Origin of the sequence: Streptomyces sp. NPDC019531 (assembly GCF_044903305.1) — a bacterium.
In the GTDB taxonomy this organism is placed as follows: Bacteria; Actinomycetota; Actinomycetes; order Streptomycetales; family Streptomycetaceae; genus Streptomyces.
In genome coordinates this window covers 378412-400947 of record NZ_JBJDQL010000001.1, presented here as the reverse complement: position 1 = coordinate 400947, position 22536 = coordinate 378412, and the positions used below count along the sequence as shown (strand labels likewise).

The 22536-nt window shown below is 67.0% G+C and carries 22 protein-coding genes; 13 read left to right on the top strand and 9 right to left on the bottom strand.

Translation table 11 applies throughout. The features are described from left to right. Positions 1–186: 186 nt before the first annotated feature. The 8 genes from ACI2L1_RS01870 to ACI2L1_RS01835 form a co-directional block, all read right to left on the bottom strand. Positions 187–879 carry a hypothetical protein gene (locus ACI2L1_RS01870; protein WP_404737336.1) on the bottom strand — a complete coding sequence of 231 codons (693 nt, stop codon included), beginning with the start codon at positions 877–879 and terminating at the stop codon, positions 187–189. After that, positions 854–3139, bottom strand: a complete 2286-nt coding sequence (locus ACI2L1_RS01865) for a hypothetical protein (RefSeq protein ID WP_404737335.1) — start codon at positions 3137–3139, stop codon at positions 854–856. The genes ACI2L1_RS01870 and ACI2L1_RS01865 overlap by 26 nt, the downstream gene beginning before the upstream one ends. A gap of 56 nt (positions 3140–3195) precedes the next feature. Further along, positions 3196–3525 (bottom strand): hypothetical protein, encoded by a 330-nt coding sequence (locus ACI2L1_RS01860; protein WP_404737334.1) that lies wholly within the window; start codon positions 3523–3525, stop codon positions 3196–3198. Positions 3526–3697: 172 nt separating this feature from the next. After that, positions 3698–4333, bottom strand: coding sequence for a transposase (locus tag ACI2L1_RS01855; RefSeq protein ID WP_404737333.1), 636 nt, complete (start codon positions 4331–4333; stop codon positions 3698–3700). A gap of 392 nt (positions 4334–4725) precedes the next feature. Next, positions 4726–5019: a DUF4333 domain-containing protein gene (locus tag ACI2L1_RS01850; protein WP_404737332.1), complete on the bottom strand. Its 294-nt coding sequence runs from the start codon at positions 5017–5019 to the stop codon at positions 4726–4728. 142 nt (positions 5020–5161) lie between these two features. Next, positions 5162–6472 (bottom strand): S8 family serine peptidase, encoded by a 1311-nt coding sequence (locus tag ACI2L1_RS01845; protein WP_404737331.1) that lies wholly within the window; start codon positions 6470–6472, stop codon positions 5162–5164. Between the two features lie 97 nt (positions 6473–6569). Then, the gene (locus tag ACI2L1_RS01840) at positions 6570–7958 is read right to left on the bottom strand and encodes a hypothetical protein (protein WP_404737330.1); all 1389 of its coding nucleotides are present in this window, start codon (positions 7956–7958) and stop codon (positions 6570–6572) included. A gap of 55 nt (positions 7959–8013) precedes the next feature. Then, on the bottom strand, positions 8014–8334 hold the full coding sequence (locus ACI2L1_RS01835) for a hypothetical protein (protein WP_404737329.1): 321 nt from the start codon (positions 8332–8334) through the stop codon (positions 8014–8016). A 625-nt stretch (positions 8335–8959) separates the two neighbouring features. On the opposite strand from ACI2L1_RS01835, the gene ACI2L1_RS01830 reads away from it, so the two are divergent. From ACI2L1_RS01830 to ACI2L1_RS01815, 4 genes are read left to right on the top strand one after another with little or no spacing between them, the layout of a single operon-like run. Next, on the top strand, positions 8960–9442 hold the full coding sequence (locus ACI2L1_RS01830) for a hypothetical protein (protein WP_404737328.1): 483 nt from the start codon (positions 8960–8962) through the stop codon (positions 9440–9442). Next, positions 9439–10023 carry a hypothetical protein gene (locus tag ACI2L1_RS01825; protein ID WP_404737327.1) on the top strand — a complete coding sequence of 195 codons (585 nt, stop codon included), beginning with the start codon at positions 9439–9441 and terminating at the stop codon, positions 10021–10023. The genes ACI2L1_RS01830 and ACI2L1_RS01825 overlap by 4 nt, the downstream gene beginning before the upstream one ends. Next, on the top strand, positions 10023–12041 hold the full coding sequence (locus ACI2L1_RS01820) for a putative T7SS-secreted protein (RefSeq protein WP_404737326.1): 2019 nt from the start codon (positions 10023–10025) through the stop codon (positions 12039–12041). The genes ACI2L1_RS01825 and ACI2L1_RS01820 overlap by 1 nt, the downstream gene beginning before the upstream one ends. Further along, complete coding sequence (locus ACI2L1_RS01815) at positions 12041–13081, top strand: type VII secretion system-associated protein (protein ID WP_404737325.1); 1041 nt, start codon at positions 12041–12043, stop codon at positions 13079–13081. The genes ACI2L1_RS01820 and ACI2L1_RS01815 overlap by 1 nt, the downstream gene beginning before the upstream one ends. 10 nt (positions 13082–13091) lie before the next feature. Here the strand turns inward: ACI2L1_RS01815 and ACI2L1_RS01810 are convergent, their stop codons facing one another. After that, positions 13092–13442, bottom strand: a complete 351-nt coding sequence (locus ACI2L1_RS01810; RefSeq protein ID WP_404737324.1) for a DUF192 domain-containing protein — start codon at positions 13440–13442, stop codon at positions 13092–13094. Between the two features lie 99 nt (positions 13443–13541). Between ACI2L1_RS01810 and ACI2L1_RS01805 the strand changes: the two genes are divergently transcribed. From ACI2L1_RS01805 to ACI2L1_RS01765, 9 genes are all read left to right on the top strand, one after another. Beyond that, a complete protein-coding gene (locus ACI2L1_RS01805; RefSeq protein ID WP_404737323.1) occupies positions 13542–14105 on the top strand; it encodes a dihydrofolate reductase family protein in 564 nt (187 codons plus the stop codon). A 123-nt stretch (positions 14106–14228) separates the two neighbouring features. Further along, positions 14229–15014 carry a class I SAM-dependent methyltransferase gene (locus tag ACI2L1_RS01800; protein ID WP_404737322.1) on the top strand — a complete coding sequence of 262 codons (786 nt, stop codon included), beginning with the start codon at positions 14229–14231 and terminating at the stop codon, positions 15012–15014. A 649-nt stretch (positions 15015–15663) separates the two neighbouring features. Beyond that, on the top strand, positions 15664–16437 hold the full coding sequence (locus tag ACI2L1_RS01795) for an isoprenyl transferase (RefSeq protein ID WP_404737321.1): 774 nt from the start codon (positions 15664–15666) through the stop codon (positions 16435–16437). A gap of 327 nt (positions 16438–16764) precedes the next feature. Beyond that, on the top strand, positions 16765–18090 hold the full coding sequence (locus tag ACI2L1_RS01790; protein ID WP_404737320.1) for a PhoH family protein: 1326 nt from the start codon (positions 16765–16767) through the stop codon (positions 18088–18090). Between the two features lie 429 nt (positions 18091–18519). Beyond that, a complete protein-coding gene (locus tag ACI2L1_RS01785) occupies positions 18520–19203 on the top strand; it encodes a transglycosylase SLT domain-containing protein (protein WP_404737319.1) in 684 nt (227 codons plus the stop codon). 125 nt (positions 19204–19328) lie between these two features. After that, positions 19329–20672, top strand: coding sequence for an AI-2E family transporter (locus ACI2L1_RS01780; protein ID WP_404737318.1), 1344 nt, complete (start codon positions 19329–19331; stop codon positions 20670–20672). Between the two features lie 155 nt (positions 20673–20827). Then, on the top strand, positions 20828–21658 hold the full coding sequence (locus tag ACI2L1_RS01775) for a MarR family transcriptional regulator (RefSeq protein ID WP_404737317.1): 831 nt from the start codon (positions 20828–20830) through the stop codon (positions 21656–21658). 42 nt (positions 21659–21700) lie between these two features. Then, the gene (locus tag ACI2L1_RS01770; protein WP_404737316.1) at positions 21701–22087 is read left to right on the top strand and encodes a roadblock/LC7 domain-containing protein; all 387 of its coding nucleotides are present in this window, start codon (positions 21701–21703) and stop codon (positions 22085–22087) included. Positions 22088–22091: 4 nt separating this feature from the next. Further along, positions 22092–22520: a hypothetical protein gene (locus ACI2L1_RS01765; protein ID WP_404737315.1), complete on the top strand. Its 429-nt coding sequence runs from the start codon at positions 22092–22094 to the stop codon at positions 22518–22520. Positions 22521–22536: the final 16 nt, after the last annotated feature.

Sequence of the window (22536 nt, the reverse complement as noted above, 5' to 3'; positions counted from 1 at the left end):
GCTTGAACTGCCCCTGTTGGCGGCCCCATGGCGACCGTTGACGGGCTAGTCACCCGCACCCAGGAAAACGGCGAACGCCCCGCCGCCGATCAGCACGAGGGGCACCCCCACGAACAGCGGATTGCGCATCCGTTGGGATTCCCATTCATATCCCTCGGCCAAGAAGCGGCTCAGGTGGAAGCCGCGTTACGTGGAGGCCGGAATTTCCGGGTTGTTTACACATTCAACCTGTTTGGACATCCAGCGGGCAACGGAGAGGAGGACCTTGTTGAGATTGGATTGAAAATCCTGCCCATTGGAAAGGTCTGTCGAGATATTGATATCCATGGTGTATGCTGCGGTCTTCTTGCCATCCTTGGCGATCTGGCACGGAAAGTACACGTCAGTGCGACCGTTCTCACCCTTCTCGATGATCGCGCCGGGAGAAATTCTGAGATACTTTTTTGACCCCTTATTGATTTCATTCGAGGCATATGAAAAATCCACTAGGGACCAGGATGCTCCGACACCCAGTGTCTTTTCTTCGGCCTTGTCACCAACAGAACAAAACCAGCGCATGGTGTTGCTCTTCCAGGGATCTCCCTCGGTCTCCAGAGCCCTCTTCTTCAACTCCTTAGGGGTGGAGGAAGAGGATCCCATCCTGGAAGTGGGGGATGAAGTACCCGTCAGCTTCTCCAGCGCGGTTTCCGCTGCTGCGCTGACGGAACCGCTGCAAAGCTTCTCCCCTTTCGGGGAACTTCCTTCATCTGAGCAGCCGGTAGCGATCAGGACTATCACGGCAACGATCGGAAGGCTCAACGTCGTCCGGTACGGGGAGAGGAGCGACGGAGTTGATCTGCCTTGTTTGCGCATCTCAACTCTTCGCATACTGAGCGCCATCAAAGTATGCTCCCTTCACGTCGCTCCACATTTGGACCCTCTCGCTCTCCGTGGTGGCGTGCTGGGCGACATAGGACTTCACCGGCACGACCGATGTCGTCAAGCCCGCGTCCATGTATTCTTGCTTGTCCATGCGGCGCTCGTCGTCCTTCTTGTCTTCGTATCGCTTCGCTTCTTCCTCCGCGGCCTCGTTGAAAGAGTTCCCGAAGTAGGTGTTGGCGCTCCCCTCTGCCACCCCCATGGCAATGGGGACCGCGATAGCGCCGACTCCCATGGTGGGCACCGCGACGAGTCCTACCCCGGCGCCCACGGCCATGCTGGTGGCGGCCGTCTTCCACGCTGTGGATTCCGCGATTTCCTTGTTCTTGGCGTCCAGGTCGTCGCCGTACTTTTCGTCGATCGCGTCCATACGTCCCTGGTCCAGGATGCCGTGCACCGTCGCCCCGACACTCGCCACGGCCCTAGCGTCCGTGCTCGTCGTGTTCGGGTCGGCGAGCTGACCTGACGTGTAGGCCTGCTGGGCCATCGAGAGTGCCGCGTGACTTTCCTTGTCCTGGGCCAAGCCGTAGAGGAAGTTGCTCGCCTCCCGTGAGGTGACGTCCAGTCGGCCGTGATCGTCCGCGGGGAACCTTTTGTCCTTGTCGATCAGGTCACCGGCATCTCCGATGTCCGCCACCTGGTAGTTGAGGTCGTCCATGTACGCGGCGCCCATCCTGGCGACGCTGTCCTGTAGGCCGTCGCGCTCGTTCACCAGGCCGGGGTCGGCGCCGTAGCGCTCGACCACCTTCTCCATGACCTTGGTCGCACCTTCCATGTCACGGTGCGGGTGGGAGGGGTCAGTGCCGTAAGCCTCACCCAGCGTCGCCGATTCCAACGCGTGCCCCAGGGAGTCGTAGCCGCCGATCTTGTCCCGGTCACCGCCGAACGCCGTGTCATGGGGCCAGACGCGGGCCTTGGTGTCCTCATCGCCGCCGACCAAGTAGTCGAAGTGCTCGTCGTCGGAGAGGAACTTGGCCGATGCCTGGGGGTTGTGGCCGAGGGCTTCGAGGAAGCCGGTCATCGGGTCGTTGCCGCGGTCGTTCTTGGCACCGAAGTTGAGATCGCCGCTGTTGAAGTTGCCGGTCCAGAGCCGATCCAGGCCCAAACCGTGGCTGGCGTCTCCGTCATTCCAGGGCTTCTCGGTCTTGATGAGGGTGTCGCCGTAGCTTTGAAGGAACGCGTTGTCGTACTCCCCGTGCCGCATCAGGTTGCTCATCACCTGGAAGCCGTACGGGTTGCCCGCGTCGTCGATCTCCAGCCGCTGCGGCCCGAGCTTGATCATTTCCTGCTTCCACTCCGTCATGGCCTTGCTGTCGGAGTGGGTCGCATTGCCGAGGGTGGTGCCGAGCTGGTTCTGGAGGTCCTTGAGGAGCTTCTCGCGTTCCTCGCTGCGACCGTAGGCTCCGCCGTACGGGTCGGCCATCTCGGACCAGAAGGCCAGCGTGCCCTTCGGGCCGAGGCCGGTTGCGAACTTCTCGGCGAAGCGGTTGTCCTTGATTTCCTTGCCATCGGCGGTGATTGTTGTGTCCTTGCTGTGCTCCTTGAGGAGCGCGTTGAGCTCGGCCAGCTCCTGATCCGTCATGTCCTTGCCCCTGCCGGCCAGCTCCAGGGCGCGGGCGGAGTCCCGGGTCGCGTCGGCTTCGTTCAGCGAGGTGTAGACGGTGTCGTTGAAGTCCCCGTTGTTGCTGCCGAGGTTCTTGTTCAACGCGTAGCAGGCCTCTTCGTCCGCCTCAGTGGCTTTCTGCAGGATGCCTTCCAGCTCGGCGACGATGGCGTCGATGTCGGCGTGCTGCTGACGGATGAGGTCCTGATAGTCGGGGTCGTGGTGGCGCATCGGGTCGTCCGACAGGTCGTCGCGTGCGGTGACCTCACCCTTGGCACTGACGTGCAGCCCCTTGTTCTTGGCCTTCACGTCGGCGCACTCACGCAGCTCCGCCTGATAGGCCTTGAGCTTGGTGTGTAGATCCCCGAGTACCTTGGCGATACCGTCGGCCTCGATTCCGGCGTCTTCGAACTCCTGCTTGGCTTCGTTCGCCCTGGTACCCGCGAGGGCGGCAGTCATGACCGGCTGCCGCCAGCCCGCCTCCTTGTACGGCCGCTCCACCCTGTCGCCGAAAGAGGTGTGCAGGCCCTTGAACTTGGTGGAGGTCTCAACCCACCGGTCGACGGCGGTCTTGAGGTTGCCAAGCTTGAGGTGGTAGAGCTGTTCGTACGTCGGCATCGGCCGGACTTCTCCCCGTAAGACGATCGTGTGACGACTGGCTGGAGCGTGGCCCGTCAGCCGAAGGGCGACGACTGGACGGACTTCACGGTCTGAGTGTTCACCGACTCGACCTCGACGTAGTTGCCGCCAGTGGTCCCGAACTGTGTGCTGAGGTCGCGGCACCGACCGACCAACCCGTCCACCTGGAGGGACCAGACGGACGCGAGGCGGTTGAGAGCGGCTCCCATCCCGCCACTCCAGTCGGCGCTGAAGTCCGTGGCCGCCGAGCGGGTCTCGTTGAGCGGATGATTGCCGGCGGTCCGCGTCTCCCCTGCGATCTCAGCCGCCCCGTTTCCGGCCTTCCTCAACGACTGCGGGTTGTCGACATCTGTGCCAGTTGACATGGATTGCCCCCATATGCCTGTGAGGCAACCTCTCAGGACTGCCCGTGAAGGTGAGATTACCGTAAGAGGATCAAGCCAACCTCGTTGCAGTTTGCCGAGGTAGAAGGTTTTCGGCCGTCGTCCGGCCGAGGCTGTGGACAGAGGATGGGTAATCCCCGGATGTGTCTGCTAGCTACAGCAAGCCATTGAGGGACCGTCGCTCGCGTCCAGGCGTCATCCCGCTTCTGCCTCTCCGAGCACTGCCAAATCTCATGGGGATCGGGAGGTTCGGTGTCGGCGTCCCATGAGCACAGGCCCGCTGACGACGAGGCGCGAACTGACGACCCGACAGAAGCGCCTGGGCAGTGAACTGCGCAGGAGGAGGGATGTGGCAGTCCAGCGGCCGTTCCTTGAATGCGGTGAGTTCTGCGTCGAGTTCGCCGCAGGTCCGGGAGACCTCCGACTTGGAGATGTCGCTGCCCATACCCAGTGCTTTGACCAAGTCATCGACTGAGCTCGTCAAGACGCCGTGCACGTATGCCCCCATGACCACGGCGAACAGGGCCCAGCCGATGTGCCGGTGCCGCTCGAGCGGTGAGGGGAAGAACGGTCCGGTCCGAACCTTGGTGATCTCCAGGTCCAGGTCGGCGGCCTGCGTGGTCAGCAGGCTCTCTCGGTGTCCGTTGCGCCAAGTGGTGCGCTCGCCCGAGTGCTCACGCGGAGCGGCCCCGATAGCCTCAGTTTCGATAAGTTTCTGCGGGATGTGCTCGCACAGCGACCTGATCGTCTCGACATCGTCGGCCGTACGTAGTGACTCTGGCAGCCGCATCAGCTCAGAGACTGGGACGAGGCCATGGCGTCCTTCTCCGGCTGAACCGGCTGTTCACCAGGGATACTTGCGCGATGGCATGCCCTTGTTCAGGGAGCTTGCACCGCTAGCGGATGCACGTGTTGCACCGGCCTCGGCTGCGCAGGCGCGGACAACCCGCCTCGCCTCCACCGGCCTGATGCCCCTTAGGCCATCCGCGACGGGGCCGTAGAAGGCGCCGAACGCCGTCAGGATTCGTATGCGACTTGACGAAGATGATCATGAGGTGCGAGCCATCGAGGAGGGCGGGAGGTCGCTGGTGTAGGGAATCCGCCGAGGCTTGAGATTTCATCGGAAACCCGGAGACGATAGCCGACTCGAAGCGACGGAAGCGTTCCGTGAGTACGCGGTAATCAACTCGCAGGGGATGCAGTCTTGTCGGCCTCGAAGTCAAAGTGGATCTGATCCCCATCGACAGACGACACGGTGACCGTCACGCCCAATGTGCTTCCATCGTTCGCGGTCAACTTGCACCGGGTGCTGGTCCCTACCTTGCCGACGAGGTCCTCGGGGCAGCTGATGTCCGGCGTCGGCTGCCCTGTCGTCGCGGCAAGCTTCTCGGCAACCAGGCCGCCCAGTTTGTCCGCAGACATTTTCGGCTCGGACCCTCCGACATGAACCGATGCTGAGCAGCCGACGAGCAGCATGCCCACAAGCACGGCCGTAATTGGGGAAGCTGCTGCAGACAAGCGAGTCATGGTGCGGTGGACTCCGATCTGATGACCATGGCGAGAGCTCTGGTGTGAAACATGCTTGCCAGCACAGGGATTCCCGAGTCCGGTCTGGCAGTTACTGCTGGGGCGGCCACTGGCTTTGCGGAGGGGAAGGCTGCTGGTATGGGTTTTGCTGCGGCGAGACGGGCTGTTGATATGAGTACTGCTGCGGACCGGTCTGTTGGCCGTGGTGCGGGTAGGCCGCGGGGCCGCCAGGACCGCCGTTGTTGTTCTTGTCGCGTCTGGAGCGCCTGACGATCAGGAAGACCGTCAGGGTGGCTACGGCGAGCCCCGCAACACCGATGGCGGTCCAGATGATCGTGGCCTTCTGGTTGGCCCTCGCCTGGTCGGCGTCGGACGTTGAGGCTTCGGGAGTGACGGACTTCGCCTTCAGGGACTCCGGGACGGTGAGGGGGCCGTACTGCGAGCCTGCCGGGATGTTGTCCTTCAGTGCGGCGAGTGGCTGGATGATGCCATAGCCGTACTTCTCATCCGGAAGGGAGAGCGTCTTCTCGGAATCAGGCAATGCGGCGGTTTTCACAAGTCGGTTGGCGATCTGCCCTGCCGTCAGGTCGGGAAACTTTGACCTGAGCAATGCCGCGGCCGCGGACACAAGTGCCGCTGCGTCGGAGGTGCCGGTTCCGGAGCGGACCGCAGTGTCGCCGGGCCAGCCTGCACTGACGATATGGGTTGCAGGGGCGGTCAGGAGAACTTCAGGGCCGTAGTTGGAGCCCTTCCAGATAGCTCCGCCATTGTCCACGCCGCCCACGGTCAGCACGCCGGGGTAGTTTTTGGGGTATTCGACGGTGTTGCCCTTGCCGTCGTTTCCTGATGCCGTCACGATCAATACGTCATGCTCGAGAGCGTAGGCCACGGCCTCACGGTCTTCAGGCAGAGCCTGGTCTGTCGAGATGGACATGTTGATGATCGAAGCGCCATGGTCCACGGCATAACGGATATCTTCGGCGAACCCGCCGTTCCTGTCCCGAATGGGAAGGATCTTGGCCTCGGGGGCGAGCCCTATCACGCCGTCTGACGCGTTCTGGCCGTGTCCATGGCCGGCGATGACCGATGCCATCGCCGTGCCATGTTCAGGCTCGCTGTCTCCGGCGTCGGGGCTCGGGTCGTCATCGCCGTCGGTGAAGTCCCTGCCCTCGAGCACGTTGTTCTTCAGGTCCACGTGCTCTGCGTCGACGCCGCTGTCGATGACGGCGACCGTTACGCCATGGCCCTTGGAGAATTGCCATGCGGATTGGGCGCTGAGGGCATCGAGTGCCCATTGATCCTGTCTGGTCTGGTCGGCAGAGGCGGTAGGAGTCGCCGTCAGGATGAGTGCGCCGGTCAGCGCCGTAGCGCTCAGCGCACGCATCGTTCGTGTGATGGCCATTCTTCCGTTGGTCCTCTCCCAATCCCGAACGCGGGCGCGACTCGGAAGCCACGCTCACGCATCCTGTCACGTGCCAGTGAGCACCGAGCGGAGCTGACTACTCGATGACGCGAGGTGCTGCGTTGGTCTGCGGGGCCCAGGTCTCCTCGTCCTCGACGAGGTAGTCGGGGCGCTCGCCCTCGCGCTGCTCTTCTTCCTTTCGGCGACCGGTGCGCCCACCGGGGGCGCCTGCGACGCCGCCCTTGCGGATCGCGCTGGCTCCCTTTCCTGCTGCACCACGGCTGTTGTGCAGGCCCGAACCGCCAGCAGTGCCCCTGCCGCCCGCGCCCGCACCGGCCTTGGGCGATCCGCCGACTACGCCACCGCTCTCGCGGGCCAAGCCTCCGGCACGTGCGGCACCCCCCTTGGCGGCGCCGCCACCCATGCCGCCGACGGCACGCCCTGCCATGCTGCCGGCACTGGCACGACCAGCCAGGCCCCGAGATGCACTGGCCCCGGCCGCGCCACCGACGAAGCCGGCACCAGCACTGCCACCGATGCCACCGCCACCAGCTGTTCCGCCACCGACAATTCCGGAGCCGCCTACCGAGGGTGCTCCGGTACCGCCAGCGGAGACACCGTCGATCGCCGTGCCGATCCTCTGCGTCGGTGCGGCCGACTTATGTGCTCCGCCGGTGATACCTGACGGCGAAGTGACAGGGTTCGAGGAACTGATGGCGCCTGTCCGTGCAGTCCGGACTGCACTCGACGACACACTCTGCGGGCTCCGGGATGAGCGCGCTGTCGGCATGGCCACCACTGTCGGCGCGATGCCGCCGGGATCCCCGGGATAGCCATCGCTCCCGTCGTGGGGAGCCTGCCTCTTGTCCCACGACCCCATAGCCATCGCCTGCGAGTTGTAAGCCGCCCCCAACGTCTCCATCTTCGCGGCCATCTTCAGCTGAGCCTCCCGCCCGGCCGAGAGGTCGTCGTGGTTGCGGTCGAGCACCTCGTCCGCGCCCATTCCCGCGGCGATGTCCTTGTCCGTCCCCTCGTTGCTGCGCGTGAACCCATCCCCCGCGGCGTTGGAGATGCTGGACAATCGTCCAGGCTTCTCCATCGCCAGGACCTCGTCCTTGATGGGCCCCAGTGCGGCGCCGACGTTCGTCATCGCGATCGATGTGTGGCTGGCGTACTTGGCCGTGTTGGCGATGCTCGTGCTGACCTGCTTGGCCTTCGCGGCGAATCCGTCGGCGGCGGCGCCCGTCCAGTGTGCCTGGATGCGGGTGACCTCCTTCTCGAACTCGGCCTGGATGCTGGTCAGCTGGGCTGCCAGTCCCTTCCAGCCTGCCGCGACGCCTGTCACGAGGTCCGGTCTGGCATTGCCGAGCATGGCCTTCATCTCGTCCATGTTCTTGCCGCCGGCGAAGTTCGTCGTGTGCTTCTCGTTGAAGCACATGTTCATCTCGGTGTAGTCGTAGTCGATCTGGCCGTCGCTGTCAGCCATGCCCCCGTGCCCCCTTGTTACCGCGCGTCTCAGCGTTCACCTGGCTCATGGACCCTTACTGTCCCGCGTTCGGGAAGCTTGCCTTGGCCTCGTAGTCGGTGTCCTGGTACGCCCCGTGCGTGTACTTCGTCTTCCGTCCGAACTCGTCCATGATGGTGTTGAGGTACCTGACGGCGTCCTCGATGTACGTCTTGATCTCGTTGTGCGCGTTGGCGAGCTTGTCCGCCTCGTCGAATCCGGTGCCCAGTGCACCCGGCGGGAGGTAGGTGTTGGTCGCCGTGTCCGTGTCTGCCTTGCCGAGGCCGCTCAGCACCTGGTTCAGCGCGGTGACCGTCTGCTCCAACTCGTCGAGGTCGACGCTTACTTCTTCAGCCATGCCCAACTCCCCGTTGACTCCCCGTGAAACCCGCGACCCGCACGCGTCGCCGGTCACTCAGAAGCCGTCCCTCTCCAGAGCCGTCCCTCTCCAGCACTCGTGCGTCCTACGGCTTGCTTCACCGGGTCCGCCGACAGAGGTGATCTCGCCTCGTGGGACGTATGGGTTCTGAGTACATCCAGTCTAGTTGTGGCCGCTGACATCGGCGATCACCAGTCGCCCCCCGTGGCTGGATCGCGATGAGTCCAACTCACCGTCTTCACAAAGCCTCCTGCGTTCGGGACGACGTCCGCGAAAACCTTCCCCCCCCGGGGGGCCCTACTCGCGACCCGCGCCCGATCAGCAGACCTCCCCGGCCCGCAGCCGTACTGCCACCGCCAACCGCAGAAACGAAACGCTCTTTCGAGTGACGTGACGTTCTGCTTCTTCCAAGTCGCCGTCATCCGTGCGTCGTAACTCACAGAATCTGCACTGCAGTTACTCCTCCCCCAAGCAGGCGCCAAGCAGCCCGCGCGGGGCAAGTCGCGTCCCGGACGGACGCAGATCCGACCCGGCTGGACTGATACACGATCATCATGATGTGCTTTCGCGCATCACACGTTCAGTCACGGAGCGACCACACAACATGAAAGCGGAACGGGCCCACGGACCGGCATGTGGCGTCGGTACCCTCGAACGGGCCACGCTCACCGCCGAGATCCACGACCTCTACGACGGTCAGGGCGACGGCGATCGGCTGCTGGCGGCCTTCCGGGCGGCCGCCCTGTACGTGCCGCTCGCCGAGAACGAACCGATCTGCTCAGCCGAGACGGACGGCGTCCAGTGGCTGTACGCTTTCACGTCCACCACCGAGGTGGAGCGATTCGCGCGCGCCCGTGCCGAAGCCGGCACCGACCCCGGGTGGGCGAGCGGCCGTATCCGCCACTGGACGGTGCTCGGCTCCCGGCTGCTCGACATCGCCGTACCCGCCGCCGTCACCGAGACGCGTACCCCCACCGGGGTCGCGGTCGACGTGGGCGGCATCCGGCCGCTCCTCATGCCTCCACTCTCCGGGATCGTGCCGGACCCGGTGGCGGTCGATCTTCTGGAACCGGACCGCCGCGCATGAGTAATGGCTACGGGGCGGACCCCGAGGTACTCAAGCAGGCCGCCAAGGGCATCGGCCAGGCGATCGAGGAGTTGCAGGCCGTTGGTCAAGTGGGCGGCGGCGCCGTCGGGTTCGGGTTCGGCAGCCTGGAGCTGAGCCCGCTGCAGATGGGGCACGCCGGGCTCGCCAAGGCGTTCGGCACCTTCGCGGAACGCTGGGAATGGGGCGTGAAGGCGCTCGTCGACGAGGGCAACGAGATCGCCGAGAAGCTCGACCTGTCGGCCGGTTACTACCACGAGGCCGAGGAGTACGGCATCGGCGTGCTCAAGGACGTCGTCGTGGCCAACTACGGTGCCCCGACCGTCTCCAGCCAGGACGCCGCCCGGATGTCGTGGAGCCAGGTCGGGTCCGGGGCCAAGGATGCCTGGACACCGGATCTTTCGCAGGAGTCGGCGTCCGCTGCCGTACAGCAGATGGGGAAGAGCTGGCAGGAGACCGAGGAGGACCTGACCACCAGTGGCCAGTACGGCACACAGGTGCGGGTCGGCACCGAGTTCGTGCGGGAGTCGGTGGAGTCCGTCACACCCGAGGACGGTGACTGATGGGCGTCCTGGGGGAGTTGGGGGACCTGGGCAACGGCATCAAGCAAGGACTTGCCGACGGGGTCAACGCCACCGCGGACGTGGTGGGCGACAGCCTGGACGTGGTCGGGCTGAAGTCGGTCGGGGAAAAGGTCCGTGACGGCGCCGAGTACGTCACCGGGGCGGTCGGCGCCGTGGTGCCCGAACGGGAGCTGGGGCAGACGGACCAGCCGGGTGAGCTGATCCATGGCTCGACCGGGGACCTCGACGACACGGTCCGGCATCTGAAGGCCTTCGCCTCCGCCTTCGAGAGCACCGGGCAGGCGCTGAAGAAGCTCGACCCGGGCCACTGGACCGGTACCGCCGCCGACTCCTTCCGGGAGTCCTTCACCACTCACCCCAAGCGGTGGCTGACCGCGGCCGACGCCTGTACGGCCGCCGCGCAAGCCCTGGCGGAGTACGCGCACACGGTCTCCTGGGCGCGCGGACAGGCGGCCGAGGCGATCGAGAAGTGGCGGGCGGCGGAGGCGAAGAGCGCCACGGCCCGGAACAAGTACGACCAGCAGGTCTGGGAGTACGAGTCTGCCCTGGCCGTCGGCTCCCTGGCGGACCCGAATGCCGGATCCCCCACCGATCCCGGGGACTTCGCGGACCCGGGAGAAGCCGGGCGCGAGGCGGCCCAGGAGATCCTCAAGGGTGCCCGCCGCACACGGGACTCCGCCGCCGGAACCGCCACGGCCAAGGTGACCGACGCCTTCGCGGCGGCGCCGGCCGAGCCAGGCACCCTGGCCAAGCTCAAGGCCGGCCTCTTGGACGGCACCAGGGCCGCCAACATGGAGCTCGAACACTTCGCCGGCGGCTTCGTCAAGGGCGGGACCGGGCTGATCCGCATGGTGCGGATGGTCAGCCCGATGGACCCGTACAACCTCACCCACCCCGCGCAGTACCTGCAGAACCTCTCTGTCACCGGCATGGGGCTGCTCACCGCCGCCAACCATCCGGTGCGCACCGCCAAGTCACTCGTCGGTTCGGGCTGGTCCAGCGACCCGGCCGAGGCGCTCGGCACCCTCGTCTTCGACCTCGTCAGCGACGCGGTCACCGGCGGCGCGGCGACCGGGGTGGGCGCGGCCCGCCGTACCGTGACCGCGGTCGCGGAGGGCGCCGTGGAGACGGCGGCGGAGCGGAGCGCCCGCGGGGTGGTCGGGACGGCGGCCGAGGGTGCGGGCGAATCGGTTGGCAAGGCCACAGCTGGACACACCCCGCTGCCGGACAGCTGGACCTCCTTCAAGCACAGCGAGGATGTTGCCGACGTCACGGCGGACGCGGCCAAGGAGACCGCCCGTGGCAAGTGGGACGATGTCGGCGACTCCGGGGGCGGCTCACCGGCCGCGGAGACAGGCGGCGGAGGCGGTGCCTCGGAGTGGGAGGCACTCTCCGACTCGGCCAAGCACACATCGGCTATGGCCGAGATCTCGGACAACGCGGTCACGTTCAAGAGCAATGCGGACGCGATCGAGTACGGCGCCAAGCACTGGAACGACTACGCGGAGAGCCTGCCGGCCGACCAGCGGGCGGCGGTGCATGGCTACACGGGGACCGAATACCAGCGAGTCAACGGGTTCCTGCGGGATGGGGCGGGCAGCTACTACGACAACCCGGTCGTACATCAGCAGATCGAGCATCTCGACAAGGCACTCGCCGGGAACCCGCTCCCCGAGGACGTCATCGTCCGGCGCGGCACGGGCCTGGGCCACTATCTGGCGAAGATGGAGATCGACGACCCGTCGAAGATGGTCGGTAGGAACTTCACGGATGATTCCTACATGTCCACCTCGTTGGGAGACGCCGTGTACAGCAACAAGGAGGCAGTCCTCCATCTGCGAGTCCCCGCGGAAACCCCGGGCCTGTGGCTGGAGAAGGTGAGCCGTTACGGCGCCGAAGAGCGTGAACTGCTGCTCGGCCACGGCAACCAATACACGATCACCAAGGCGTTCCAGGATGCCAAGGGACAGTGGCAGATCTACGGAAAGATCCAGTGATGAGCGAGCAGCACGGACCGGAGGGGCACTCCGAGGAGAGGCCCTTCTCCCGGCTGGCGGATGACCTGCAAGTACGGCTGACCGGTGGGGTGGACGACTATCCCGAGCGGGCGAACGGTCCTGTGCGGTATGTCGTGGTGGCCAACATGGAGGGGATCCTGGGGGCGCTGTACGCATCGGACGCGGAGGGGGCCGTCGGCTATGTCGTGCGCCCGGAACTTGGCCACGAGGCCAGCAACTGCAGCAGCTTCTGGATCAGGTTGATGCGATCCGCGAGGGCACGGGGCCTCGCTCCCACCGAGGCGTTGGCCGAGATGGTGCCGCAGGGCGGTTACCCGTTTCCGGGGCGGGCGTTGCCCGGGCCTTGGCAGGAGGCCCCCAGTCGGGCCGCCCTCAAGGAAGAGATCGTCGGCGACGGGAAGTGGGACCTGAGACCGCGCGACCTGAAGCTGCACGTGTACCCCGACATCCCCCTCCGCGGTCCCAAGATGCTCCCTCCTGAAGTGACCGAGGCCATGCGAGTGTCCGCCCGGCGTCAGCCAGGCAGGGCGATCTTCGCCATCGACCCGGCCTACACCAACCCGCACGGCGAGGTTCCGGAGCACGGGAAGCCTGGCGGCTGGCCCATCGACGAGAACGGTGAGATCGGCGACTTCCACTTCAATCCCGGGTACGAACCCACCCTCACCGCACTGCGATACCGCCCCCCGGAGAACGAGGTGGAGCGCACGCTCCAGGCCCTCCGCTCACGCCGCGGCACCCCCGAGGCACTCCTGGACGCCTTCCGCGAAGCCACCCTGCTCGTCTCCGTCGAGCCGGACGGCAAACAGCTCCGCTTCCGCCAGGACCACGACGGAGAGCGTGTCCTGGACGTCTACACCAGCACTCACTACGCCCCGGACGATGACCGGCAGCTGCGGGCGATGAACGGGGGCGAGTTGGTGAAGGGCCTGTTCGGCTGCTACGTCGCGATCAACAACGGCAGCCGCCCCAACATGCGGATCCCGTCCTCCGACCTCGCCGTCAGCGCGTTCGGCTGACGACAGCTCCCTACTCCCTGACCACATCCACCCGCACCCCCACCCGAACCCCCCACCCCTCCATCACCCCGGCCTGCGCCTCCAGCACATGCCGGGCCCGGATCCTGGGCAGTCCGAGGCGGCCGGGCTTCATCGTGCGTACGGCGACGACCCGCAGCCTCCGGTCGAGATAGGCGACGTCGATCGGCATGCGCATCCGGAAGGTGTGGATGCCGCTCGCGGGGGAGAGCAGCAGGGCGCCGTCGACGGAGTCACGTCCGAGCAGTCCCCTGGTACGCGCGCGATACGACGTGGCGATCTCCAGGGGCACCGAGACGCCGTCTACGACCAACCGCCCCCGCCCGTCCTGCCAGCGCCCCATTCCGAAGTCACCTTCCCGTCATGGCGTTCCCGCGCCGTCCCCGTCGGTCCCAGTACCGTGGGAGTCGATCCTCTCCCTCCTGCCTAGGCCAGGTGCCCGATGCGGAAAATCGTCCTCTGGATGGCCATTTCCCTCGACGGCTACATCGAGGGCCCCGACCGCGACATCAGCTGGCACCGGGTCGACGAGGAACTCCATGTGCACATGAACGACACGGCCAAGTCCATGGGCGGGCTGCTCCACGGCCGGGTCGTCTACGAGCTCATGGCCGACTACTGGCCCACCGCCGACGCCGACCCCGACGCCCCCGCCTCGATCGCCGAGTTCGCCCGGATCTGGCGGGAGATCCCCAAGATCGTCTACTCCCGGACCCTGCCGCACGCCGACTGGAACACCACCGTGGTCCGGGAGGTCGTACCGGAAGAGGTCCGGGCGCTGAAGGAACAGCCGGGCGGTGATCTCTCGCTGTCCGGGGCCGAGTTGGCGGAGACCTTTCTGCGGTACGGCCTCGTCGACGAGTTCCGGATCTACGTCCACCCCGTCGTCGTCGGCCGGGGCAAACCCCTGTTCCCGCAGGCCGACACGCTGACCTCGCTCCGGCTCGTCGAGTCGCGGACCTTCGGCAACGGGGTTGTGCTGCTGCGGTACCAACCGGAGCCGTAAAGAGCGACCGGAGCAGTAAAGAAGCTGTCCCGCGCCTGCCCCACTCCCGCGCCCCGTCCCTACCCCGAGGGGTGGCAGAAAATTAAGGGGCGCCCGCCCACCGCACCCTGCGACGATCACCCCATGACCGCCCACTTCACCCACACGTTCGACGACCTGATTGCCGAAGGTGCCGCCGTCCCCACCGACGGGTGGGACTTCTCGTGGTTCGAGGGGCGGGCCACCGAGGCGCGGCCCTCGTGGGGGTTCGCCCGTTCGCTGGGCCGCAGGCTCACCGGTGCCACCGCCTCGCTCGACATCCAGACCGGCGGCGGCGAGGTCATGGACTTCGCCCTCGGCACCGCGCGGGCCCCCGTGCTCGCCGCGGCCACCGAGGGCTGGCCGCCGAACGTCGCCAGGGCCACCGCCCGGCTGCGCCCGCGCGGCATCGTGGTCGTCGCCGCTGCGGAGGACGCCCCGCTGCCCTTCGCCGACAACACCTTCGACCTGGTCAGCAGCCGGCACCCGGTCGACCCGCAGTGGGCGGAGATCGCCCGTGTGCTTCAGCCCGGCGGCACCTACTTCGCCCAACACGTGGGTCCGCGCAGCGTCTTCGAACTCGTCGAGTACTTCCTCGGCCCCCTGCCGCAGGAACAGTGCTCCGACCGCCACCCCGACAACGAACGCGCCGCCGCCGAGGCGGCCGGGCTGGAGATCGTCGACCTGCGCGCCGAACGGCTGCGGGTCGAGTTCCACGACATCGCCGCCGTGGTCCACTTCCTGCGCAAGGTGGTGTGGATGGTCCCCGGCTTCACGGTGGCGGAGCACGAACCCCGGCTCCGGTCCCTGCATGGGCGAATCGAGTCCGAGGGGCCTTTCGTCGCGCACAGCAGCCGCCACCTCTTCGAGGCCCGCAAGCCCGTCCGCTGACCTCGTCGAATAGTTGCAAATCGGGCAACGAGCGCATCATGTGGCGATCTACCCCACATATCCATGGTCTTCACGGGGTGTCCACATCGTTATCCCAGGCGGCTCGCCCCCGCGCTGCTTCTGACGTAAATTCAAGACGAGGCAATTCGCGTCAGCAAAGCTGCGCGGTGGCACCGCGCAGAGGAGGGGGCTGCGCGGTGCCGCGCCCACTTCCCGGCGTCAAAGAAACGTTCCGACCCGGAGTCACCCACGCGGGCGATGCCCTACGCCCCCATGATTCCGCCGTGATTCGGCCACGAAACCCCCATGAACAGGCCTTCAAGCGGCCACCCGGCCGTTGCCGCCCGACTCCGGAGAGTAGTTGTGGCACGCCGATGCACGCAGCATCACTTACGAAGGGTTATGGTGGAAACCCCCCCTCGGGCCGGTCCGTATCCCCCCCACGGACCGGCCCGTTTTTTGTGCGCACGAGGAGTACTTGAGTTGCGCACGAGGGGTACACCGGCAGGGACGGTCAGGGTGCCGACCCATACAGGGCTCCCCACCACCCGCAGCCGCCCACGAACTCGCAGTCCCCTCACAGTTGGCGTCCGGCATCCCGGTACGCTCTAGCCGCGGGGACCGCCATCTCAAAGGGGCTGACTTTCACGTGAACCTGCGCGACAAGCTGCGCGGCCTGCTCGTCAGGCTCTACGCACACCGGGTGGAAGGCCACCTGGACCACGCCCAGGTGCCCAAGCACATCGGTGTCATCGTGGACGGCAGCCGACGCTGGGCGAAGGCCGCCGGTTCCACCCCCGTCGACGGCCACCGCGCCGGCGCCGAGAAGATCGAGGAGTTCCTCGGCTGGTGCACCGAGACGGACGTCGAGGTCGTCACCCTCTGGCTGCTGTCGACGGACAACTTCAACCGACCGCCGGAGGAGCTCGGCCCCCTCCTCGGCATCATCGAGGACGTCGTCCGCACCCTCGCCGCCGACGGCCGCTGGCGCGTCCACCACGTCGGCGCTCCCGACCTCTTGCCGTCCCCGATGCAGACCGCGCTGAAGGAGGCGGAGGAGTCCACCGCCCGGGTCGAGGGGATACTCGTCAACGTCGCCATCGGCTACGGCGGCCGCCAGGAGATCGCCGACGCCGTGCGCTCGATGATGCTCGACGCCTCCGAGAAGGGCACCTCTCTGGAGGAGCTCGCCGAGTCCGTCACCATCGACGCGATCAGCCGGCACCTGTACACCAGCGACCAGCCTGACCCCGATCTGGTGATCCGCACGAGCGGCGAGCAGCGGCTGTCCGGATTCATGCTGTGGCAGTCGGCCCACTCGGAGTACCACTTCTGCGACGTTTTCTGGCCGGCCTTCCGGAAGGTCGACTTCCTGCGCGCCCTGCGCGACTACGCGGCGCGACACCGGCGCTACGGCGGCTGACACAGGCGCTCCACAGGGAGCGGGCGACTACCCCGTTTTGGGACGCGGGTAACAAGGAGTTCACCAGCGCGCCGTCATATGCGATGGCATGGCTCCGCGTGTTCGAGGGCATAAGCCAAGCAGGTCGACGCCCGAACCACGGGTGTCGGATCTCAGCGGACGGCACGGGGCCGTCCGCCCGGGAGGCCCCTTGCACCAGCTCGACCGTGCGGTCTCGGCACGGGAGAAGCAGTGGAGGGCCGGTCCCCGGCCCGTGCAAACGGGCCGTCGACCGGTCCAGCTCCACTCCGTCGCTCCCCGACCTCTTCCGAGGGGGTACGTCCTTCCGTGGTGACCAGCACAAAGCGTCGTTTGCCTGACCGGCGCACCTATGTTCTCGACACCAGCGTCCTGCTGGCCGACCCGAACGCCCTGAACCGCTTCGACGAGCACGAGGTCGTGCTCCCGATCGTCGTGGTCACGGAGCTGGAGGCCAAGAGGCACCATCCCGAACTCGGCTACTTCGCCCGGCAGGCGCTGCGTCTGCTCGACGAGTTCCGGGTGAGGTACGGCCGCCTCGACGCCCCCATCCCGATCGGGGAGCTGGGCGGGACCGTCCGTGTCGAGCTCAATCACTCGGACCCCAGTGTGCTGCCCAGCGGCTACCGCCTGGGGGACAACGACTCCCGCATCCTTGCGGTCGCCCGCAATCTGCAGGCCGAGGGGTTCGATGTCACCGTCGTGTCGAAGGACCTCCCGCTCAGGATCAAGGCGTCCTCGGTCGGTCTCCTCGCCGAGGAGTACCGCGCCGAGCTCGCCATCACGGGCTCCTCCGGCTGGACCGGAATGTCCGAACTGGCCCTGCCCGGAGAGCAGGTGGACATCCTCTTCGAGGAAGGGCACGTCCACGTCCCCGAGGCCGCCGACCTGCCGGTGCACACCGGACTGACCATCCACTCCGAGCGCGGCAAGGCGCTCGGCCGGATCTCGCCCGAGGGCAATGTCCGCCTGGTGCGCGGCGACCGGGAGGCGTTCGGCATCAAGGGCCGCAGCGCGGAGCAGCGCATCGCGCTGGACATCCTCCTGGATCCGGACATCGGGATCGTGTCCATGGGCGGCCGGGCCGGCACCGGAAAGTCGGCGCTCGCGCTGTGCGCGGGTCTGGAGGCGGTCCTGGAGCGCCGCCAGCACCAGAAGGTCATGGTCTTCCGTCCGCTGTACGCGGTCGGCGGACAGGAACTCGGCTATCTGCCGGGCTCCGAGTCCGAGAAGATGAGCCCCTGGGCACAGGCGGTCTTCGACACGCTGTCCGCGGTCGCCAGCCGTGAGGTCATCGAAGAGGTCACCGCGCGCGGCATGCTGGAGGTACTGCCGCTGACCCATATCCGCGGCCGCTCGCTCCATGACGCGTTCGTGATCGTGGACGAGGCGCAGTCCCTGGAGCGGAACGTCCTGCTGACCGTTCTGTCCAGGATCGGCGCGAACTCACGGGTCGTTCTGACCCATGACGTGGCCCAGCGGGACAATCTGCGGGTCGGGCGCTACGACGGTGTGGTCGCCGTCGTGGAGAAGCTGAAGGGGCATCCCCTCTTCGCCCATGTCACGCTGACGAGGTCCGAGAGGTCCCAGATCGCGGCCCTTGTGACCGAAATGCTGGAAGACGGGCAGATCTAAGGCAATCTGCCAGATCTAAGGGAAACTGGGGTATCCAGGGCCGGTTGGCGCCGTCCGGAAAGGCCAAGAGCCTAGCCGGGCGGCGCCTTCGCGTGTTGCCGTTTCTCAAATTCACTGGGGCCAAACGGGATGTGAGCTTTCACACGCAACTCAGAATTGCCACCCGGCGTCCGGTTACGGCAGAGTCTCATTCCTGTCAGGCCCCGCATACGACACACCTGTACCCCCAGCGGTACGGCACCACAGCAGCATCACAGCCAACTCCATAGTCGACGTCGTATGCCGCCCGAGCATCACGCGGCGCTCCCCGCAGGGGAGTTGCCCACCGGGCCCGCGCCTCCCGTGACCCCGCAGTTCGGAGGCCAGTGTCCAGGGGCACGATTGCGTCCGCCAGGGTCACCGAAGCGGGCGATGCTGGAAGGAAACCGTGTGAGCCCGATTTCGGTCCGGGGATTCGCAGTGGCGTCGGCCACGGCAGTCACCGCAGTCGGAAGCGTCGTCGGCGTTGCCTCGGGCAGCGTTGCGCAGCCGAACGACGCCGAGGCGACGGCAGCCGACACGACGCTGCTCGCGGACATACCCGCGGGCCAGCAGGCTCAGGTGCAGACCGTGTCCCTGACGCAGCAGGCCGACACCCAGGCCATCGCCGCGGACGCGAGCGCCAAGAAGGTCGCGGAGGAGTCGGCCCGCAAGGCCGCCGCCAAGTCCGCGATCGAGAAGAAGGAACTCGCCGAGAAGGCGGCCAAGGAAGCCAAGGAGCGCGCCGAGGCCAAGGAAAAGGCCAGCAGGAGCTCCTCCAGCTTCCCGGTCCAGAGCTCGTACACCGTCGCGCAGATCCAGTCGATGGCCGCCTCGATGGTGCCGAGCGGGCAGTTCCAGTGCTTCAGCAACATCGTGGACCACGAGTCCAGCTGGAACTACCAGGCCGTCAACGCCTCCTCCGGTGCCTACGGTCTCTTCCAGGCCCTGCCGGGCTCCAAGATGTCGTCGGTCGGATCCGACTGGCAGACCAACCCGGCCACCCAGATCAAGTGGGGCCTCAACTACATGGACAGCCGCTACGGCAGCCCCTGTGAGGCGTGGTCGTTCTGGCAGGCCAACCACTGGTACTGAGCGCCCCCGGCTCTCAACCTCGCGAGGCCCCTCCCCGTCCTAGGGGGAGGGGCTTCTGCCATGTACGGTCGGACGCGAGGACTCCAGGGGGAGTGGTGGGGAGAGACGGGGGAAGAGGACGGATCATGTCGCGAGTGCCAGGGTGGCTCGGTCGGCTCGGAACCCGACTGACCGATATGGGTGAGCGGTTGGACGAGCGCCGCGCGGAGGTGGCCCGCGAGGAGGCCGAGGCCGACCAGGCCGAAGCGCCTGAGCGCAAGCCGAAGAAGCCGTCGCGCGCCGCCTCCCGCCCGCCCGTCGTGCTGGTCCCCCGTCCCGATCCGGCGCAGGCCGTGCCGTGGGGCGTACGGGTCGCCGCCGAGGCCGGCTGGCGGCTCCTGGTCCTCGCCGGCACCGTCTGGGTGCTGATGCGGGTCATCAGCGCCGTACAACTCGTCGTGTTCGCCTTCGTCGTCGCGCTGCTCATCACCGCGCTGCTCCAGCCGACGGTGGCCCGCCTCATGAGGCACGGCGTCCCGCGCGGTCCCGCCACCGCCCTCACCGCGATCCTCGGCTTCGTCGTCATCGGCCTGATGGGCTGGTTCGTGACCTGGCAGGTCATGGAGAACATCGACACGCTCTCCGACCAGATCCAGAACGGCATCGACGATCTGCGCAACTGGCTGCTGAAGAGCCCCTTCCACGTCACCGACAAGCAGATCAACCAGATCGCCAAGAACCTCCGCGAGGCGGTCGGCGCCAACACCGACCAGATCACCTCCGCGGGCCTGGAGGGCGTCCAGGTCGTCGTGGAAGCGCTCACCGGCATCCTGCTGACCTTCTTCTCCACCCTCTTCCTGCTGTACGACGGCCGGCGGATCTGGGCGTGGTCGCTGAAGCTGGTCCCCGCGGCCGCCCGTCCCGCCGTGGCCGGCGCCGGTCCGCGCGCCTGGCGCACCCTGACCGCCTACGTCCGCGGCACGGTCCTGGTGGCCCTCATCGACGCCGTCTTCATCGGCATCGGCATCTACTTCCTCGATGTGCCCATGGCCGTGCCGCTGGCCGTCTTCATCTTCCTGTTCTCCTTCATCCCGCTCGTGGGCGCGGTCGCCTCCGGCGCTCTCGCGGTGGTCGTCGCGCTCGTCACACAGGGCGTGTTCGCCGCGGTGATGACGCTCGCGGTGGTCCTCGCCGTCCAGCAGATCGAGGGCCACATCCTCCAGCCGTTCATCCTCGGCCGGGCGGTGCGCGTGCACCCGCTCGCGGTCGTCCTCACGGTCGCCACGGGCGGCATGGTGGCCGGCATCGGCGGCGCGGTGGTGGCCGTACCGCTGGTGGCGGTGACGAACACGGTGGTGAGCTACCTCAAGGCGTACGCCGAGGAACAGTCCGTGCCGCCCGAGATCGAGGACGAGGTCGTAGCAGACGAAGAGGGGCCGGCGGAACCGCCCTCGGACTCTGAAAAACCTGCCTCGGATTCGGTCAAATGAGCGCCGAACGCATTGTTTTTGAGCATCCCGCGAACTCAACTTCCGTCAACTAGCGGCAGCTGGGAAACCCCCGCCCGGAATATGCGCCCGGACTGATACACATTCCCTCCTCAGCGCTACGCGTCAGGCGTGTGTGCGAGGCGGCGGGGGGTGTGATGTCGGGCCACGAACACCTGGCACAGGCCCTGGCCGTGTGTGGGCGTGACGGCTTCACCGGCGAGCTGCGGATCACCGGAACACCCGGTGGCGTCTTCCACTTCGGGGACGGCCGGGTGGTCGCCGTGGAGTCGCCGGGCGCCCCGGGCCCCGAGGCGCTGCTGCTGCGCTCCGGGCGGGTCAGCGGCGAGCAGTGGGCCCAGCTGGTGCGGGAGTCGGGCGGCTCGCGCTGGCCGGCCACCGCACTCATCGCGCACGGTTACGCGGGGGCCGCGCAGCTGCGGGTGGTGTGCGCGCTGGCCCTGCATGACGCCGCCTTCGCGATGGCCGCGGGTCGGGTGGAGGAGTGCGAACGCGTCCCCACCGCCGAGCCGTTCGCGCAGGTCCCGCTGGGTGAGCCACCGCTGAGACTGCTGCAGGACGCCACCCGCAGGCTCACCGCCCTCGCCGCGCTGCCGCACCCCGTCCACCCCGACCGCGAACGGCCCGTGCCCGCCCCCGCGCCGGGCGGCGCGGACGCCGAACTCACCGTCCTCAGGCGCGATCTGCTCGCCCACGCCGACGGTCGTCGCACCGCCCGGGATCTCGCCTTCCGGGTCGGCCGGGGCGTCTACACCGTCACCGTCGAGGTCGCCCGAATGCTCGACGAGGGGCTCCTGGCATGTGTGGAGCCCTCCGACCCGATCCCGGTCCGGGTGCTCCTGGACGGCCAGGGACTACGGCAACGGCAGCCGGTGCCCGCCGAGCCCGCCCCGCTCCCGGAACGCACCGATCTGCCCCGCCGTAAACCAGGAAACTTCTTCGGCCTCCGGAATGGCACACCCAAATGAAGAAGCCGATCAGATGTGAACAGAAATAGGGGAGTTGAGTATATGGATCACAAAGCCCTGGCGCTCGAAATGCGCGGTCTGCGCGAACAGGTCACCGGCATCACGGACACGGCGGTAGCCGCCGCCGACGGACTGCTCATCGCGGCCGACACCGCCGACGCGATCGACCCGGAGGGCCTGGCCGCGCTCGCCGCGGCCGGACTGGGCCTCGCCCGGCGCACCGCCGAGGCGACCGCCCGCGGCACGCTGCGCCGCACGGTGACCTACGGCAGTCACGGCTGCGCCGCGTTCTACGCCGTCGGCGACACAGCCCTCATGGTCGTGCTCGGTGACGAGGGCATGGACGTGGACCACCTGCACCGAGCGACCCAGCCGACGCTGAACCGGATCGGCTCGATCCTCACCGAGAAAGCATCAGAAGGAGTCTGAAGGGATGGCGACGAAGCGCATGGCCACAGGTTTCTCCGACCAGGTGATGGGCCTGGTCAAGTCCCTTCGTACCGACGCCCCCGACTGTGTCGCCTCCGGCGTGGTCGACATGACCACCGGCATGCTGCTGTCGTACGAGACCGTCGAGAACCACCCGCCGGAGGTCCTGGACCTCCTGGCGGGCGCGACCCTCGACCTGTTCCAGGGCCGCACGGTCGTGATGATCGAGGACGTCTTCAAGGAACGTCGCGGGATCAGCAGTGACAACCACTTCTTCCAGGAGATCCTGGTCAACAGCGAGAACCTCACACACCTGTTCGTGCGGCTGAACGAACAGCAGGACGTCGTCGCCGTTGTCGTCTGCCGCAAGTCGGTCAACGTCGGCATGCTGTTCGCCCAGGTCCGGCGAGTGGTGAAGGAGTACAGCCTCTGAGCGGACCCCCGGCTGC

What these genes read in the sequence shown, in the direction of transcription:
- ACI2L1_RS01865 (WP_404737335.1), bottom strand. Translation starts at nt 3,139, where the DNA reads ATGCCGACGTACGAACAGCTCTACCACCTCAAGCTTGGCAACCTCAAG.
- ACI2L1_RS01845 (WP_404737331.1), bottom strand. Translation starts at nt 6,472, where the DNA reads ATGGCCATCACACGAACGATGCGTGCGCTGAGCGCTACGGCGCTGACC.
- ACI2L1_RS01815 (WP_404737325.1), top strand. Translation starts at nt 12,041, where the DNA reads ATGAGCGAGCAGCACGGACCGGAGGGGCACTCCGAGGAGAGGCCCTTC.
- ACI2L1_RS01835 (WP_404737329.1), bottom strand. Translation starts at nt 8,334, where the DNA reads ATGGCTGAAGAAGTAAGCGTCGACCTCGACGAGTTGGAGCAGACGGTC.
- ACI2L1_RS01820 (WP_404737326.1), top strand. Translation starts at nt 10,023, where the DNA reads ATGGGCGTCCTGGGGGAGTTGGGGGACCTGGGCAACGGCATCAAGCAA.
- ACI2L1_RS01830 (WP_404737328.1), top strand. Translation starts at nt 8,960, where the DNA reads ATGAAAGCGGAACGGGCCCACGGACCGGCATGTGGCGTCGGTACCCTC.
- ACI2L1_RS01775 (WP_404737317.1), top strand. Translation starts at nt 20,828, where the DNA reads ATGTCGGGCCACGAACACCTGGCACAGGCCCTGGCCGTGTGTGGGCGT.
- ACI2L1_RS01765 (WP_404737315.1), top strand. Translation starts at nt 22,092, where the DNA reads ATGGCGACGAAGCGCATGGCCACAGGTTTCTCCGACCAGGTGATGGGC.
- ACI2L1_RS01860 (WP_404737334.1), bottom strand. Translation starts at nt 3,525, where the DNA reads ATGTCAACTGGCACAGATGTCGACAACCCGCAGTCGTTGAGGAAGGCC.
- ACI2L1_RS01810 (WP_404737324.1), bottom strand. Translation starts at nt 13,442, where the DNA reads ATGGGGCGCTGGCAGGACGGGCGGGGGCGGTTGGTCGTAGACGGCGTC.
- ACI2L1_RS01805 (WP_404737323.1), top strand. Translation starts at nt 13,542, where the DNA reads ATGCGGAAAATCGTCCTCTGGATGGCCATTTCCCTCGACGGCTACATC.
- ACI2L1_RS01800 (WP_404737322.1), top strand. Translation starts at nt 14,229, where the DNA reads ATGACCGCCCACTTCACCCACACGTTCGACGACCTGATTGCCGAAGGT.
- ACI2L1_RS01840 (WP_404737330.1), bottom strand. Translation starts at nt 7,958, where the DNA reads ATGGCTGACAGCGACGGCCAGATCGACTACGACTACACCGAGATGAAC.
- ACI2L1_RS01850 (WP_404737332.1), bottom strand. Translation starts at nt 5,019, where the DNA reads ATGCTGCTCGTCGGCTGCTCAGCATCGGTTCATGTCGGAGGGTCCGAG.
- ACI2L1_RS01825 (WP_404737327.1), top strand. Translation starts at nt 9,439, where the DNA reads ATGAGTAATGGCTACGGGGCGGACCCCGAGGTACTCAAGCAGGCCGCC.
- ACI2L1_RS01855 (WP_404737333.1), bottom strand. Translation starts at nt 4,333, where the DNA reads ATGCGGCTGCCAGAGTCACTACGTACGGCCGACGATGTCGAGACGATC.
- ACI2L1_RS01870 (WP_404737336.1), bottom strand. Translation starts at nt 879, where the DNA reads ATGGCGCTCAGTATGCGAAGAGTTGAGATGCGCAAACAAGGCAGATCA.
- ACI2L1_RS01780 (WP_404737318.1), top strand. Translation starts at nt 19,329, where the DNA reads ATGTCGCGAGTGCCAGGGTGGCTCGGTCGGCTCGGAACCCGACTGACC.
- ACI2L1_RS01770 (WP_404737316.1), top strand. Translation starts at nt 21,701, where the DNA reads ATGGATCACAAAGCCCTGGCGCTCGAAATGCGCGGTCTGCGCGAACAG.